The organism is Achromobacter sp. FW305-C-13 (assembly GCF_058783475.1).
Genome location: NZ_JBYSYN010000005.1, coordinates 107,897 through 124,370, shown reverse-complemented (window position 1 = coordinate 124,370; position 16,474 = coordinate 107,897). Strand labels below are relative to the sequence as shown.

General features: G+C 65.5%; 9 protein-coding genes and 1 pseudogene. 3 read left to right on the top strand and 7 right to left on the bottom strand.

Annotated elements, in window-relative coordinates:
• Positions 1-78 precede the first annotated feature (78 nt).
• From AC3WMU_RS28195 to AC3WMU_RS28170, 6 genes and pseudogenes are all read right to left on the bottom strand, one after another.
• Complete coding sequence (locus AC3WMU_RS28195; protein ID WP_492283323.1) at positions 79-7,455, bottom strand: autotransporter domain-containing protein; 7,377 nt, start codon at positions 7,453-7,455, stop codon at positions 79-81.
• Positions 7,456-7,485: 30 nt separating this feature from the next.
• Positions 7,486-7,590 (bottom strand): annotated as a pseudogene (locus tag AC3WMU_RS28190) (ESPR domain-containing protein); the annotation flags it as partial.
• A 164-nt stretch (positions 7,591-7,754) separates the two neighbouring features.
• Positions 7,755-8,807, bottom strand: a complete 1,053-nt coding sequence (locus AC3WMU_RS28185) for an asparaginase (protein WP_492283305.1) — start codon at positions 8,805-8,807, stop codon at positions 7,755-7,757.
• 83 nt (positions 8,808-8,890) lie between these two features.
• A complete protein-coding gene (locus AC3WMU_RS28180; protein ID WP_492283304.1) occupies positions 8,891-10,417 on the bottom strand; it encodes an FAD-binding oxidoreductase in 1,527 nt (508 codons plus the stop codon).
• Between the two features lie 7 nt (positions 10,418-10,424).
• On the bottom strand, positions 10,425-11,792 hold the full coding sequence (gene glcF / locus AC3WMU_RS28175) for a glycolate oxidase subunit GlcF (protein ID WP_492283303.1): 1,368 nt from the start codon (positions 11,790-11,792) through the stop codon (positions 10,425-10,427).
• 107 nt (positions 11,793-11,899) lie between these two features.
• Positions 11,900-12,856 (bottom strand): helix-turn-helix domain-containing protein, encoded by a 957-nt coding sequence (locus AC3WMU_RS28170; protein ID WP_088590883.1) that lies wholly within the window; start codon positions 12,854-12,856, stop codon positions 11,900-11,902.
• Positions 12,857-13,003: 147 nt separating this feature from the next.
• Here AC3WMU_RS28170 and AC3WMU_RS28165 point away from each other — a divergent pair, with 147 nt between their 5' ends.
• Positions 13,004-13,969: a Bug family tripartite tricarboxylate transporter substrate binding protein gene (locus AC3WMU_RS28165; protein WP_492283302.1), complete on the top strand. Its 966-nt coding sequence runs from the start codon at positions 13,004-13,006 to the stop codon at positions 13,967-13,969.
• Between the two features lie 188 nt (positions 13,970-14,157).
• Here AC3WMU_RS28165 and AC3WMU_RS28160 read toward each other — a convergent pair whose 3' ends face one another.
• The gene (locus AC3WMU_RS28160; protein ID WP_492283301.1) at positions 14,158-14,625 is read right to left on the bottom strand and encodes an ester cyclase; all 468 of its coding nucleotides are present in this window, start codon (positions 14,623-14,625) and stop codon (positions 14,158-14,160) included.
• A 230-nt stretch (positions 14,626-14,855) separates the two neighbouring features.
• Here AC3WMU_RS28160 and AC3WMU_RS28155 point away from each other — a divergent pair, with 230 nt between their 5' ends.
• On the top strand, positions 14,856-15,818 hold the full coding sequence (locus AC3WMU_RS28155; protein ID WP_006222030.1) for a Bug family tripartite tricarboxylate transporter substrate binding protein: 963 nt from the start codon (positions 14,856-14,858) through the stop codon (positions 15,816-15,818).
• Between the two features lie 4 nt (positions 15,819-15,822).
• Positions 15,823-16,464: a glutathione S-transferase family protein gene (locus AC3WMU_RS28150; RefSeq protein ID WP_006222029.1), complete on the top strand. Its 642-nt coding sequence runs from the start codon at positions 15,823-15,825 to the stop codon at positions 16,462-16,464.
• The last annotated feature ends 10 nt before the right edge of the window (positions 16,465-16,474 follow it).

The window sequence follows — 16,474 nt, the reverse complement described above, 5'->3', positions numbered from 1 at the left end:
GGGCGCTGCCCGTTGATCGGGGCGAGACCGCTTGTTCACCGAAGTGTTGCGGTCCGCATCCCGCTCATCCAGTCACCCTCAATATCGCCACCGCACGTTCACCGAACCGGCATGTTCGCGGTTACCGCCGCCATACTGTCCGCTGTAGTTCAAGCCCATCGTTGCATTGCGCGACACCGCCACTTCGGCGCCCAACTCGGCCAGCGCCGCATTGCGGGCGATGGGCGAGCCCGACACCGTGAAGGCCTGGCCGCCGTCAAAGGCCATGGAGGTTTGCGGCAGCACATCGCCGAATGCATGACGCCAGCCCAGCGTGGCTTGCAAGCGGCCTTCAGCGCCAGCCAGCGTGAAGTCGGTCTGCGCCCGCACGCCCAGCGTGCTGGTGGTTTGCTGGTCGTTGCTGCTCTGACCCCGCAGTGCGGCCGACCCACCCGACTCCGAGAAGCCACGCGTGCGCAGGTCGCTCCAGGCCAGGCCGACAAACGGTTCGATCGTGGCGCGATCGGACAAGGGCAGCGAATAGCCCAATTCGGTGAAAAGCTGGGTGGTGCTGGCGCCGTAGTCGGCAGTCAGTTTCTGCGAGTCGCCAGCCACTGTGGCGTAGCGCCTGGTACTGACGTCGTGCCAGGTATAGGACGTGCCCACCAGCAGATTCAGCTTGCCCGCGCCGGCCTCGAAGGCCTTGCCGCCGTAGATGGCGGCGCTGTAGCCGGACACATCGGCCTGCGAGGCGCGGTCGTCCACGCGGATTTTGCTGTCGGTGTAGCCGACCGCACCGCCCAGGCGCCAGCCATTGCCTACGGCATGGTCGGCGCCGGCGAAGACGCCGCCCGTGTGCTGACGGACCTGCGCGGTATTGGCGGTGGCTTTCTGGGTTTGCCAGTTGCCCACGAGCTCCGCCCAGGCAGGCTGCGCGTTCGATGACGGCAGCGCCGCGGCGGACATCGTGCCGCCGGCCTGCGCCGTCGGTGCGCCGGCACGCATGCCCGCGCTGAGGTTGGCGCGCAGATAAGACAGCGGCAGCGTGCGCGTTGTCGTGCTGGACCCCATCAGGCTGGACGCGACGCTTGCGTGCGCTTCGCCCGACAGGCTGTTGAAGGCGGCAGGCGGCACGCCTTCGGGCAAGGTCAAGATGTACTCGTGCAGCGCATTGCCCGACGGCAGGCTATCCAGCGCGTTGGCCACGGCGCGCTGGTTGCCGGTGCGTGCAGCGTCTGCAAACGTGATCGGGCGGTTAGGCGCGGTGGGCGTTGCGGGGTCCACCGGCACTTGCTTGCGGCCGAGTTGCAGCGTGACGTCTTGCGTGCCGTAGCGCAGCGCCGGGTCCAGGAACGCGTAGTTGGACGACACGGTGTTGAACTGGCCGTTGATGGCACCCGCCGTCAGGATCGTGTATTGGCGCGTGCTTTCGAACCCGCCTTCCGGCCCAACGTGTACGACAGACCCGGCCAGGTTCGCCACGCCGCTGACGGCCAAGCGCGCGCTGGTGGACGATGCCGGGTCAGCCGCTACTTGGTAGACCGAACCTGGCATGAACGTCAGGTCGCCCGCCACATTCAGCGTGCCGTTGAGGTTGCCCGGCGCAAGGGTCGCACCGCTTTGCAGCGTGGTCGCGCCGACCTGGCCCGCGCCTTGCAGCAGCGTGCCGTTGGCTAGCGTCAGCGTGCCGCCGAGCTTGCCGGTTGACGCGATGTTCAACGCGCCAGCCTGCACCAATGCGTTGCCCGTATACGCGCTGCCGTCGCCCGATACAGTAAGCAAGCCCGCGCCAGTCTTGGTCAAATCACCGCTGCCGGCAATCGCGCCAGCGAGACCGAACGTCGTGCCAGACGCCACATAGATGCCGCTCGTCCGCGTGATTTCGACGGCGCGGTTCGTATCGAAGCTGGCCGTCATGGCCAGCACGCCGCCGCTCAGCGTCAGGCCGCCCGAGGCTGCGCCCAGGTTCGCGTCCTTGGACACCGACAAGCCGCCCTGGCGCACATCGGTGCCGCCGGTGTAGGTGTTGTTTGCGGTCAGCACCAGCGTGCCGAAGTCGGTCTTGGCCAACTTGCTGGCGCCGGTCAGTCGGGATGCAATGGTGCCGGTGGTGGTGGCGTCCGCGGCTGATCCCTCGCCCACTCGGATGATGCTTTCGCCGCCCGCGCCTTGCAGCGCGATGTCGTCGCCTTCGATGCGGTAGCCGTTAGTGGCAATCTGCATGCCGGTGATGCCGATGGCGCCCGCCGATGCGTCGACCATGACCGTGCCCGCTTGCGCCTGGAAGATGGCGAACGTGGGATTGGGCTGGAAGACGCCGTTCAACGTGCCGTCCACGTTGGCCCAGTTGCGGCCATCGGCGCGCCATGTGCCTGAGCCGCCGTCGATGGCGCCGTTGTCGTGGCGCGCCGTGTCGCCACCATCCCAGAAGCTGAGCGTGGCGCCGGACGTGGACGCCAGGTTGACCTGACCACGCGTGGCGGTTTGCAGCGTCAGCGCGCCGGCGGCGACGCCAGCCGGCGTTGCGCCCAGGGCCAAGCCGTTGTTCAACAAGTTGCCACCATAGTCGAACAGGCGATAAATGCCCGCGCCAAATCCGCCGTTATCGGTCACGTTCAATGTGCCAGCCAATGTCAGATTGCCGCCCACATCGAACAAAGCCGAGGCCGGGGCGGGCGCGCGGCCCAGAGACACGTTGACCTGGCTGGCGCTATCCAGCGTGAGGTCGCCGCCAATGGAAAGCTTGGACCCTTGTTCTCCTATCAGCACGCCGCCTGCCAGCGTGGCGTTGCCCGTGATACGGCCACCGTTGAACAGCATGCCGCCACCGCTGATCGCCGCATTGCCGCCCAGCACGCCGTCGATGTACAGCAGCCCGCTCGTCACCGAAACATCCCCGCCCAGCTTGTTCCCCACCATCAGCGTGCCGGCCTGAACCTCGGTCCGGCCCGTGAAGGCGCTGCTGTCGGCCGTCAGCATCAGCGTGCCCCCGCCCGTCTTGGTGAGCTGGCCTGCGCCAGACAGCACGCTGTCGTAAGAGGAGCCAGCCGATTGATCAAAGCGCATCGTGGCGCCCGAGGCGATCATCGTATTGCCGGTGTAGCGCCCTGCGCCGGCCGTGACGGTGCCAGCATCGATACGCCAGTCCTGACCGCTGATGCCGGTCAAGGTCAACTCGCCCGCACCTTGCTTGACCATCGAGCCGGTGCCGGAGATATAGCCGGCGTAGCTGGCGTCAGTGGCTTGTTTGAACACAACGGAGCCGTCGTTCGCCAGGTCGCCCCGCAAGGATGCCGCATCGCCCACCAGCGTGCCGGCCAGCACTTGCGTGTTGCCGTAAGTGTTGGCGCCCGTCAGCGTCAAGGTGCCACCGCCCAGCTTTTGCAGATTGCCCGTGCCGCCGATGGCGCCTTGCAAGCCCAGCGTGGTGCCTGCCGCCACCGTGATACCGGCGGTTTGTGTCAGCGTCACAGCGCGCGCGGAATCAAAGCTGTTCGTGGTGGCTAGCGCGCCGCCGTTCAACGTCAGCGCGCCTGCGGCTGCGCCCAGATTCCTGTCGGACGCCACCGACAAGGTGCCTGCGCGAACTTCAGTGCCACCCGTGTAGGTGTTGTCGCCCGTCAACACCAGCGTGCCGTAGTCGGCCTTCACCAGCTTGCTTGCACCGGTCAGGTTGGACTTGATGGTGCCGGTGATTGCCGCACCGGACACGCCGCCCGAGCCCACGCGCACAATGGTTTCCGCGCCGCCCGCCAACGTAATCGGATCGCCTTCGATGCGATAGCCATTGGTCGCGACCTGCATGCCCGTCACGCCCACGCCGCCTGCTGACGCGTCCACCGACACCGTGCCTGCCGCGCCTTGGAACACGGCGTAAGTCGGGTTAGGTTGGAAGCGGCCGTTGAGGGTACCGTCTACCGTGGTCCAGTTCAGGCCATCCGTGCGCCATGCGCCCGAGCCACCATCGATGACGCCGTTATCGCGCCGCGTAGCGTCGCCGCCGTCCCAGAAGCTCAGCGTGGCGCCCGCGGTGGACATCAGGTTGACCTGGCCGTTGACGGCGGTCTGGATGCGCAAGTCGTTGGCGGTGATGCCGGTGGGGGCGCTACCGATGGCCAGCGTGTTGGTGGTCAGTGCGCCACCATAGTCGAACAGGCGGTAGACGCCCGCGCCGAATGCGCCTTGGTCGGTGATGTTGAGCGTGCCGGCCAAGGCCAGGTCGCCGCCCACATTGAACAGTGCGTTGGACGGGGCGCGGCCCAGCGACACGTTGACCTGGCTGGCATTGTCCATCGCCAGGTTGCCACCGATCTTCAACGTTTTGCCTTGCGCGCCTTGCAGGATGCCGCCTGTCAGCGTGACGTTCTGGCCGATGGTGCCGGTGCCGGACAGGATGACGTTGTGGCCGATGGCGGCGTTGCCGCTCAAGGTGCCGCTAACGTGCAGGCGGCCGTTGGACACCTCTGCGTTGCCGCCCAGCTTGCTGGTCACGACCAGCGTGCCGTTCGTGACGCGCGTCGTGCCGGTGAATGCGCTGCTGTCCGCGTTCAGGCTCAGCATGCCCGCCCCGGCCTTCTCGAAGGTGCCGCTGCCGGAAATTCGGCCGGCGTAATCGGCTTCGGTGGGTTGATCGAAACGCAGTGTGCCTGCCGCACCGATCGCGGCGTTGGCCGTGTAGCGGGTCACGTCGCTGACGAGCGTGCCTTGCTCAATATTCCAGTTCAGCGTGTTCAGGCCGTTGAGCGTCAGGACGCCCGCGCCGCGCTTAGTGATGGCGCCGGAGCCGATCAGCATGCCGGACACGCTGTCATCCCACGTTTGGTTAAAGATGACCGTGCCGGCGTTCTGCAGATCGCCACGGATGGATGCACTATCACCGATGAGGGTGCCGGCTTGCACACGCGTGCTGCCGTAGGTGTTTGTGCCTGTCAGCGCCAGCGTGCCACCGCCTTGTTTGATGAGGGCGCCCCTGCCCGACACCGTGCCGGTCAGCCCCAACTGCATACCCGTGGCCACGTTGATGGCGCCGTCTTGCGTCAACGCGATATGGCGGTTCGTGTCGAAGCTGGCGGTTGTGGCGAGCGTGCCGCCGATCATGGCCACATCGGTGTTGGCGGCGCCCAGATTGTTGTCAGCCGAGACAGACAGCGTGCCGAATTGAATGTCGGTCCCGCCGGCGTAGGTGTTGTCGCCGCCCAGCACCAGGGTGCCGTAGTCGGTCTTGAACAGCTTGCTTGCGCCGGTCAGCGATGCGGTGATGGTGCCGATGAAGTTGCTGCTGGCTGCGGTGCCGTTGCCGACGCCTATCGTCGTCTGGCTGCCGCCTTGCAGCGCGATGGAATCGCCCTGGATGACATAGCCATCCGTGCCGATCGTCATGCCTTTGACGCCGATCGCGCCCGCCGTGGCATCCACGGTTACGACGCCCGCCGTGCCCTTGAACGTCGCCAACGAAGGCGTCTTGAACGCGCCGTTGGACGCGCCATCGGACGTGGTCCAGTTGCTGTTGGCGGTGTTCCAGACGCCCGAACCGCCATTGACGGCACCGTTGGCGTGCGTGCCGGCGGTGTTGCCATCCCAGTAGTCGAACACCGTGCCGACGGTCGACACAAGGTTGACCTTGCCCGTGAGGAACTGCAGCGTCAGACTGCCCGCGCCAACCCCGGCGGGCATCGACCCGAAGCCCAGCGAGGAGCCGGTCAACGACTTGCCGTAGTTGAACAGGCGGTAGACACCTGTGCCCAGCCCGCCCATATCCGACACGTTGAGTGTGGAGTTGGTCAGCGTCAGCTCACCGCCGACATCGAACAACGCGGCAGCCGGCCCCGGGGCGCCCACTGCCACATTGACCTGGGCGTTCGTCAGAGTCAGATCGCCGCGGATCGTCAACGTCTGGCCTTGCGTGCCCTGCAAGACGCCGCCCGTCACCCCGACATCTCCACCGATCGTGCCGGAACCGGCTAGCGTGGTGCCGCTAAACGCGGCGACGGTGCCGCCTAACTTGTTCGAGACGGTCAGTCCGCCCTTGGATACATCGGTCGATCCCGCAAAGGCGCTGCTATCGCCAACTAGTGACACGACGCCGGAACCATTCTGAAGGATACGGCCGGTACCGCTGAAAGCGTTGCTGAGCGTCATGTCGTTGGAGCGGGCCAGGTAGACCAAGCCGTCGTTCACGACGGCGCCCGTGCCAAGGCTGCCAGTCGTGCTGAGTGTCCCGAGCTGCAGGGTGCCGCCCGACACCGTGGTGATCCCAGTGTAGGTATTGTCGCCCTTCAGCACCAGGCTGCCGGCTCCGGTCTTGGTCAATCCGCCCGCACCCGAAAGCTCGCCATTGAGGACGATCCCGTTGTCGCTGGATACGGTCAGGCCATTGGTGCCCAACAGGACCGCATTATTTAGGACCAGTTGCACTGAGCCCGTTTGCAACGTGCCCCCGTTGCCGGTCACCGTGCCGGCGCCCAGCCCGTCCGAATGGTCGACAGTCAGAACGCCGCCATTGAGTTGGGTTGTGGTGGCGGCGCCGGTAAGGACCGGCCCCGCCAGGTTCCAGGTGCCGCTGTTGACGATCAGGTTGCTGAAGTTGACGTAGTTGGCGTTTGCCACGGTGCCCAAGCCGGCTGTGCCGGTGCCGCCACCGATGGCATTTTGCAGCGCCAGGGTGTTGCCGCCGCCGGCGCCGCCATCGACCACGCCGGCGGCCGCGAACTCCATTGTCGAGTTCTGCACCGATATGGCAGGCGCCGTGCCGGCTCCTTTCGTCACCCATGAACCCGTAATCGCGTTGAATCGGTTGGCGCCTTTGCCGGCGCCCAGCGACACACCGCCTACGATCTGGCCGGCGTTGGTGAATTCGTTGCCGGCAGCCGATGCATCAAACGCCACGCGGCCGGTAATGGTGCCGTTGATGGTGTTTGTCATGGTGACTTTGCCGCCCCCCGAAATCGCCACGACCGGCGCATCAGCTGCCTCCACAGACTGCGCCATCTGGGGCTTCGATGAGAGCGTCCCCGAATTGGTGACCTCGGTACTACCAAAGGCGCCGTTCTGGATATTCAGCGCCACGCCCTGAACGTTAGGCAGGGAGGAGCTGAGCAGCCCCGCCGTGCCATTGATAGTTCCCCCGTTTTTCACCGCCACAAGGCTGTTGGTGGCATTGCCGATGGTGACGCCAGAGGTCATGAATGGGGTCAAGCCCCCCGTCGGCTCAACCGTGCCCTGGTTGCTAAAGCGTGTGTTGTTGCCGGTCAACAAGATTGCACTTGCATCGCCCAGTGGCGCGTTGACTTGCGCGCCAGGGGCGACCGTCACGTCCATATTGTCGTAGGGCGAATTGATGGTGACGATGGTATCTGTGCAGATGACCGTCAGTCCCGGGCCAAATGCCGGGCTGCATGCGGCTTGCGCCGCGGGCAAATATCCGAACATGGCGCACACCGCCGCCATGGCGACCACCAGACTGCGCTTGCGTGGCATGCTGCGCGCTTGCGGCCCTGCGATGTGGCCTGCTGCTCCACGGCTTGTGCTTTTGCCCCTGACCTTTGCGGTTTCTGGCGCGGCGACCCAGGCGCCCAGGGACTGATTCCAAATGGAGCAGAAGGTTTTATTCATCGCAGCCTATTATTAGGGGAGGTAGGCTGCTCCCCTTGAGTCAGCCTGTTTGTAATGGACTATTACGCATTATCTTAGATCCTGTAACAAAATTTAAAAATCACTGAAACTTGGTAGTTTCAAGCCGAAAAGCGCGGGCAATGAGGCAGTAGCGGTGTTTTCTTTCACCGGTCAAACGCGGCCTGCAGCGCTTCCTTGCCGCGCTGTCCTTGATGCAACAGCAGCATCAGCAGCAGTCGGGCCTTTTGTGGGCTGAGGTCGCCCGCCATGACTGCCCCGGCGTCGAAAGTCGTTTTTCCCCCTCCAGGGAATCCATAGACCGGCATCGTGCGCCCATTCGGCACGCGCGTCGAAATGACGACCGGTACGCCCTTGTCCAGCGCATACTTCACGGCCTCGAACATGGAGACGTTCATATTGCCCATGCCTACAGCCTGGACCACGATGCCTTTCGCGCCCTGGTCTATCGCGTAGCGCAGCAAATCGCCATCGGCGCCGCCGAACATCGACAGGATTTCCACGCGTGGCATCTCGCCCTCGCCGATATCGATATGTTGGCGCCGCAACGGCGTGCGCGAGAACTGCACGCGGTCTGACCAGACCTCTCCAAGGAATCCGAAGTCACCAGACTTGAAGGTCTCGACGTCGGCGGTGTGGGTCTTTGTCGCCGTGCGCGCGGCGTTGATCTGATTGTTCATCGCAATCATCACCCCCTTGCCTTTGGCGTCCGGCGCGGTGGCGATCCGGATCGCATTGAGCAGGTTGCGCGGGCCGTCAAAATCCGGAGAAGACGCATTGCGTTGCGCGCCAATCAGAATCACCGGTTTGTCGGACTTCACCGTCAAATCAAGCCAATACGCCGTTTCTTCCATCGTGTCGGTGCCGTGGGCGATCACCACCCCGGCCACCTCTGGCCGTGCCAAGGCCTCATCCACCGACTTGGTCAGCCGCGTCCACCACTTGGGTTCGACATAATTGGCCGACATGGCCGAGAAGTTGTTGACTTCGATGCGTGCGTACTTGGAGGCGTCGGGCACCGTCTGCATCAGATCGTCGCCCGAGATGGCGGGAACCACCCCTTTGGTGACCGGATCCACCTTCATCGCGATCGTGCCTCCGGTGGCAATGAACTGGACGACCGGAAGGCTTTCGGCCGCGGCGCCGACCGACATCGCGCACATTGCAAAAAGCGAAAGAACTCGTAGTTGCAGGCTCATGAGACGATTCCCGAATGGTGAACGGAATGCCTATTCTAGTCAGGAAGGCGCCCGGGGCCGAGCCACCCCGGGGCCGTTCCGCTTCATTCGATGCCGTATTTGCCCGGGGCAATGACGCCATTCGGATCCAGGGCGGCTTTGATCGATGCGCAGGCGCGCACGAACTCTGGCATGCGCTGGGCCTGGTGGAACCCGTGGTACAGGGTCGGCGCGCGCCCGACAAAGATCCCGCGATCGGCGAACAACTTGGCCAGCGACCGGTAGCAGGCGTCCGCGCGGGCGGTTTCGTCGGCGTCTTCGCGGTTGTAGATGATGGCGTGGATGGCGCGGGCGAAACGCGCGCCGCAAACGTTCGACAGCAGGTATTCCAGCCCGTGGTCCTGGCAGATGCGGCGCGCCTGCGCCTGCAGGTCGTTGACGATGTCTCCTGCGACAGGAGAGCCCGCCGACAGCCAGATCGCGCCGCCGCCCGGGCGCCAGCCCAGCATCTTCAATTCGCTGTCGGTCGGCACGCCGGTGTTGGAGTTGATGGCGATGTGCAGGGGGCCGATTTCTTCTGCCTCCTCCAAGGGAAGCTGGCGCCCCTTGCCCGAGGCCAGGAAATGTTGGGCGATGCGGTCGATCTGGGGTTGCACGGCGGCGCGGCTGGCGCCGTACACGGCGCCTGATACGGTCCAGGATCCCAGGTCATATTGCCGCCGCAGTGCGGCGCGGCCTTCGTCCGACAGCGAGCGCTTGCCGCCGTTGGTCGCGTATTCCGGGTTGGTGGCAGCGGACGACAGCAGATACAGGTCGTTGGTGGCGCGGATCAGCGTCGGCACGAAATTGCTTAGCTTCAGCGGACGGATGCGTTCGACGATCTCGCCCAGATCTTCGTCGTCGGGGAAGGTGAAAAAGAAGGGTTCGATATGCGGAGGCCGGGGCATGAGCCACATGCCCACGCGGGTGACGATGCCGAAGTTGGATTGAGAGAACAGGCCGTCCAGCGTCGGGCCGAAGCTGTACTTGGAAACGTGCCAATTGGGATGCGACGAACCGGCCAGGCTGCCGTCGCCGGTACGGATCACGTCGCCATTGCCGAGCACGACCTCCATGCCGCAGCTCATCCCGAAATGATCGGCGTAGGCGCCGCTGCCGCCGCCCTTGTCCAGGGCGTTGGCGAGGATGCTGCCCTGCGACGGACCTGCGGTCGGCGAGATCATCAGCTTGCTTTCCCGGCGCTGCAGTTCGTCGTGCATGGCGCGAAAGCTCACACCGGGTTCCAGCACGCAATAACCCAGCGCCTCGTTGACCTCCAGGATGCGGTTCATGCGGCGGCCCAGGTCCACCACCACCTGGCCGGGACGGATGGGCGAGCGCGTGCCCAGCCCGATGTTCTGGCCATTGCTGATGGGATAGAGTTGGACGCGGAAGCGATTGGCCAGGCGCACCAGCGTTTGCACCGCCGCGGTCGAGTCTGGATAGGCGACTGCGCCGGGCCGCACGTCGGCGCAGGGCAGGGTATGTTCGCCGTAGCGTCCCAGGACGTCCTCGCCCAGCGTTATGGCGTCCGCGCCAAGCTCGGCCGCGGCCGCATTGGCGAAATCTACGATAGGATCATTGGAAGGCATTCGTCGTTCACCACAGAAGATCGCCGCTGCCGGCGGTTGCTGGAACCGGCGTGGCCGCCGGCGTTGGAGTGTTGGCCGCCGCCTGAGGCGGCTTGGGCCGGAAGTGTTCAAGACCGCGAGGAGGCGGCCCGCCCGTGGCCCAGTCCAGCAGCTGGACCGTGTGCGCCACGGGCACGGGCGTGAAGCGCGAGATCTGCACGAGGCATCCCAGGTTGCCGGCGGCGATAACGTCAGGCTGGCCCGCCGCGGCGTGGGCCGCTTTACGTTGGCCCAGTCGATCCGAGATGGCCGGCTCGAGGATGTTGTAGGTCCCCGCCGAGCCGCAGCACAGGTGCGATTCCGCAATGTCGCGCACTTCCATGTCCAGCCTGCCCAGCGCTCGGCGCGGCGGCCGTTCGATCTTCAGACCGTGCTTGAGCGAACAGGAGTCGTGATAGGAAACGGCCAGGCCGAGGGCCGCGCCGTTAGCGGTCAACGGCAGGCTGGCGGCGATCTGCGCGATGTCCTGGGTGGCCTCGACCACGCGCCGCACCTGGGCCGACAGTTCCGGGCGGTCAGACAACAGTTCCTCATAGCGTTTGATCACGGAACCGCAGCCCGAGGTGGTGCTGATGATGGCATCGATGTGCCCCGCCTGCAGTGCGGCCGACCAGCTGCGGACGGCCTGTTCCATGTGGCGGGTGGCGGCCTGGCGTCGTCCCATGTGCAGTTCGAGCGCGCCGCAGCATTGCACGCCGGGCACGGGGATGACGGCGACGCCGGCGCGTGCAAGCAGGCGCTTGGCCGAGTCGGTGATCTCGGCGCCGAGCACGGATTGGGCGCAACCGTCCAACAGCGCCACGCGGCGCGTCGCGTGCACGGGCGGCCGGGGAGCTGCTTCTGCCCGCGGCGCGAACGCCGCGAGCGCGGGGGCGGCAGATAGGGAGAGCAACGCGCCCAACGGCCCGCCCAGCCGGCCCGCTGCGCCGCGCAGCAATCGGCCCATGGCTGCGGCGGGACGCAGCAGCGAGGGGGTCGTCAGAACCCGGGCCAGCGCTGAGCGCAGCAGGCGCTGCGTCAGCGGGCGGGCCTTGCTCTTTTCGATGTACTCGCGCGCGCCGTCGATGATGGCGTGATACGAGACGCCGGCCGCGCAGGTGGTTTCGCACGACAGGCACGACAGGCAGCGGTCCAGATGGCGCACCGCGGTCGGGCTGGGTGCGTCGCCGCTGTCCAGCATCTCGCGCGCCAGCGCGATCCGGCCGCGTGGTGAATCCAGCTCTTCGCCATCGAGCACGTAGGTAGGGCAGACGGCGGTGCAAAAGCCGAAATGCACGCAACGCTCGGCGGCGGCGCTGACCGCTTCTTGGCGGTGGATGGTGATGGTTTTGGGCATGGTGCGACGTGAGCTTGCCGGCCAGGGCCGGGATGGAGCTCATTCTGTCGCCAGGCGGCGCGCGGGGCTGTGCCCAGCGCGCCAGCGGACGCCGCCCAGGGCGTCAGTCAGCGGCGCGGCTGCCCTTGTTTGAGCAAATTGACGGGCAATTCGCCGTATCGCTCGGAGAACCGCCGCGTGAAATGGGAGAGATTGTTGAAGCCGCAAGCGAAGGCGGCTTCGCTGACGGTGCGGGTCTTGCCGGCCGCCAGCAGCTCATGCGCGAGGGCCAGGCGGCCCTGCACCACGTAGGCCTCGAACGACAGCAGGCCATGCCGCGCGAACAGGCGGTGCAGGGTGCGGACCGATATGCGGCAGGCGGCCGCCACCGTTGCGGGCGACAGGTCCGGGTTGGCAATCGCCGTATCGATGTGGCGCTTGACGCTGACGAAGCTCAGTTCGGTGGAAGGGGGCGCCGCGGCCTGCGCCACGGACGTGCAATGCAGCGCGACGATTTCGATGACGGTATCCAGCAGCGTGTCGACGGTGCGGTCCAGCAGTTTGACCTCGGTATCGGTCAACAGGCGTATGGCTTCGGTCAGCACGGGCGCGAATGGCATATCGGCCGGCAGGCTGGCCGGCGCGCGCAGCCGCCGCAGACCCGGGGCGCGCGCGCTCAAGGCATGGCGCGGCAGCAGGACGAGCCGACGCGAGGTCGCTTCCGGGAACGTGATGTCGAACGCGGATCCGGTGTCGAGCAGCCCGAATGCGCCCGGCCGCAGGCACAACTGCTCGTCACCCTGGGACATCAGGGCGCTACCCTGCAATTGCAGGCTGAGCATGAGGTGATCGCCATTGAGACGGCTGACTTGCCGCTGCGAGCGCCGGATCATGTGCGGGGAACTCGCGAAGTTCACAAGCCGGACCCCTGCGCGGTTCTGGCTCGACATCGTGCCGGCGAATCCGGCGTCCGGTTCGGCCCGGAATTCGGAGTCGAGCACGCCGGCACAGACCGCGTCCTGCCAGAACGCCAGGGCGTGCTGGCCGTGATCGAGGGTGCTCCATTTGTGCCATTCAGGCGCCATATCGGCTCCGAGGTCCGTCGCGTGCTGTCGCTGCCAGCGGCATCGGCTGGCACGTTGGGTCGTGCCCAATGTAGCGAGGCGGTGGAGAATGGGCCATCCGTGCATTCCCCAGTAACGGCGCACTATGTTCAACGAATGGAGCGTGGCATGAAACGGTTTCTATCTTTGTGGGCGGGTGCGGTGCTCGCGGTGTCGGCCTGTTACGCCGCGGCGCAGGAATATCCGGCGCGTCCCGTGCGAATGATCGTGGGCTTTGCGCCTGGTGGCGGTAACGATATCCTCGCCCGCGTGATGGCCGAGCAGCTCCAGCGCCGCCTGGGCCAACCCTTTATTGTTGAAAACCGGCCCGGCGCCAGCGGCGCCATTGCCATCAGCGCCGTCAAGCGGGCAGAGCCGGACGGCTACACGCTGCTGGTGGGGCCAAGCAGCGGCATGACCGTCAATCCGGCCATCTACAACAACCTGGACTACGACCCCGTCGCCGATTTCGCGCCGATCTCCCTCGTCGGAGACATTCCGATGATCCTGACCGTCAAGGCGGACAGTTCGGCGCGTTCGGTGGCGGATCTGGTCGGTCAGGGCAAGAAGAACGGCAAGCCGCTGTTCGCCGGCTCGGGCGCCAATTCTTTCCAGCTTGCTACCGCACTCTTCGCCAAGCGCGTCGGCCTGGAAGCGGAGGTCGTCAACTACAAGGGGAACGGCAGCGTGGTCGCGGCGTTGTTGGCCAACGAGATCGACTTCGCGCTGATCGACATGGCAGCCGTACGGCCCCAGATCCGCAGCGGCCGGCTGAAGGCGCTGGCCGTCACGGGCGCGAAGCGTTTCACCTTGTTGCCTGACGTGCCCACCGTCGCGGAATCCGGCGCGCCGGGCTTCGCGATGTCATTCTGGTCGTCCTTGTACGCACCCGCGGGCACGCCGCCAGCCGTTATCCAGAAGCTGCAGGCCGCCGTGTCCGTCGCCGTGCGAGAGCCCGCCGTGGCCGATCGCTTGCTGGAGCTGGGCATCGACCCCGTCGGTAGTTCACCGCAGGCCCTGGCCGACACCATGGCCCGGGAGATTCCAATGTATGCCGCGGCCGCCAAGGCGGCGAACCTGGCGCCGGTACAGTAACTGCGTGGTTGGAGACCTGGCCGGCGGGGCCAGCGGAAAGCTAAAGTACAGCTTGCCGCCACGATGGCCCCTAATTTGCCTGGCGCGCTGCTGGCGCATGGTTTGCCGTCCGGCCTCAGCAGCGTGTACGTCTTTGGGCGATGAGCACCAGGCAAGGGCGCTGACTCGGTGTTAATCCGTGGCGGCGCCTAGGCGTCGCTATTCCGAGCCGTCGGCTTGATCAGGCCGAGTTGCGTCAGCGCGGCTACGCCATCGTCCAGTCCGCGCTCTTCAACGATCTTGCCGTCGATCACCTTCAGCACCGTGGTGCCGGCGAAGTGCATCTTCCGGCCGGTTGCGGCAGGCAAGCTACCGGTCAGGAAATCATCGTGCGCCGGCCCGGTATGCGTGCCACCGCCTTCCCATTGACCGACCACGTAGTCACCTTCAGCAATCAACTCCGCCGTTCCCCAGAAATTGAGGTCGGGGAACGCCTTGCGAAAGTCCGTCATGAAGGCACGGATGTCCTCCCGGCCGCGGCGTGGTTCATGCAACGAGTATTGCAGCAGCATGTCGGGCGCGGCGACTTCATCGATGACGGCCAGGTTCGGATTCTTACCCCAGAATTCGGTGAACCAGCGGCCGACGACTGCCTTGTTTTGCGCTTCCTTGCTCATGATGAAATCCTCACAGTAGTTTCGGGTAGACCGTCGAGCGTGCTCGACAACCTGAACAACAGAATAGGCAGTCGGCGAAATGTATGAACTCTGGTTCTTGCTGTGAGGACGTCAGTCAAGATGCCCCGCGCTCAGGGATTTCCCCAATCATATTGTCCTTGCGGAAAATCAATGCTCTATAGGACACTTTGTGTCATTAGGGCTGACACGGCCCAGTCAAGGGGAATGGCATGAAGGTTCTGAGCAAGGTGGCCGCGTTGGCGCTGGCGGCGGGAATAGGGGCAGGCGCGCACGCGGCGTTTCCGGAGCGGCCCGTTCGGCTGGTGGTGCCGTTTGGTGCCGGGGGCATCACGGATATCGTGGCGCGCCAGGTGGGAAAGGGCATGGGAGACGTGCTGGGCCAGAGCATCGTGATCGAAAACCGCCCCGGTGCGGGCGGGATGATCGCCGCGCAGGTGGCGGCCACCGCGCCGGCCGATGGCTATACGATCTTCATGGGCACGGTCGGCACGCAAGTGGTGAACCCGCTGATCTACAGCAAGCTCAGCTATGACGCGGACAAGTTCGCGCCGGTGGGCATGGTGTCGGGGTCGCCCTATGTGCTGGCGGTGCGGGCGGGCTTGCCGGCGGCGTCGTTCAGCGAGTTCGTGGCGTACGCCAAAGCCAATCCGGCGCGCTTGAATTTCGGGTCGGCGGGCAACGCCAGTTCGCCGCATCTGGGGCTGGAGCTGCTGAAGCTGACGGCGGGCCTGGACATCGTGCACGTCCCGTTCAAGAGCGGCAGCGAAGCGGTCAATGCCGCGATTGGCGAGCAAGTGGATGTGGTGATGGACGCCAGCCCGGTCATCATGCCGCACGTGGCGTCCGGCAAGCTGCGCGCGTTGGCGGTGGCTGCGGACAAGCGTCTGCCGTCGGCGCCCGCCGTGCCGGCCAGCACCGAGGTGGGCGATGCACAGCTGCAGATAAGTTCGTGGAACGCTTTCTTCGCGCCGGCGGGCACGCCGCCCGAGGTGCTGGCTGCATTGAACGCGGCGTTACAGAAGACGCTGGCCTCGCCCGAACTGAAAGAGCGGCTGGCGGCGCAGGGCACCCAGTTGTACACGGGGACGCCGCAGGAGTATCAGCATTTCATCGCCGGTGAAAAGACGAAGTGGACCGAGATCGTGAAACGCGCCAACATCAAAATGGACTGACCGCATGACTCAGACGATGCATCCCCTGGCGGGCAAGCCGCTGGAACTGGCCGATACGCTGCGTTCGGGCAACGCCTGGAAGATCCGATTGGCCTGCGGTTTCATGGGCTTGCCGCTTGCGCGCCGGACCTTCGACATTGTGCAGGGCGACCTCGAGACCGATGCGTTTGCGCGCATCAACCCATGGCGGCAGGTCCCGGCCTTGCTGACGCCTGAGGGCGAATGGCTGGCCGAGTCGCAGGCGATCCTGTGGTATCTGGCGCAAGGCACGTCCTGGCTGCCCGAAGACCGGCTGGCGCAAGCGCAGGTCAGCAGCTGGCTGAGCTTCGAGCAGACCCAGCATATGCATGCCTTCGCCCAGCCGCGGCTGTTGATCCACCTGCGTCAGACCGCGGCCGTGGATGATCCGGCGATGGTCGCCTGGCGCGCCATCGGCATGAAAGCCGCGGCGCTGATGGACGCGCATCTGAATGGCCGGACGTACCTGGTGGGCGACGCGCCGACGATTGCCGACGTGGCGCTCTATCCCTACACCAGCATGGCGGAGCAGGGCGGTTACGACCTGTCCGCCTTTACCCATATCACTGCCTGGCTGGCGCGCATCCGCGCCTTGCCGGGATTTACGCCGTTGATGGAAACGGCATGACGGAGACATG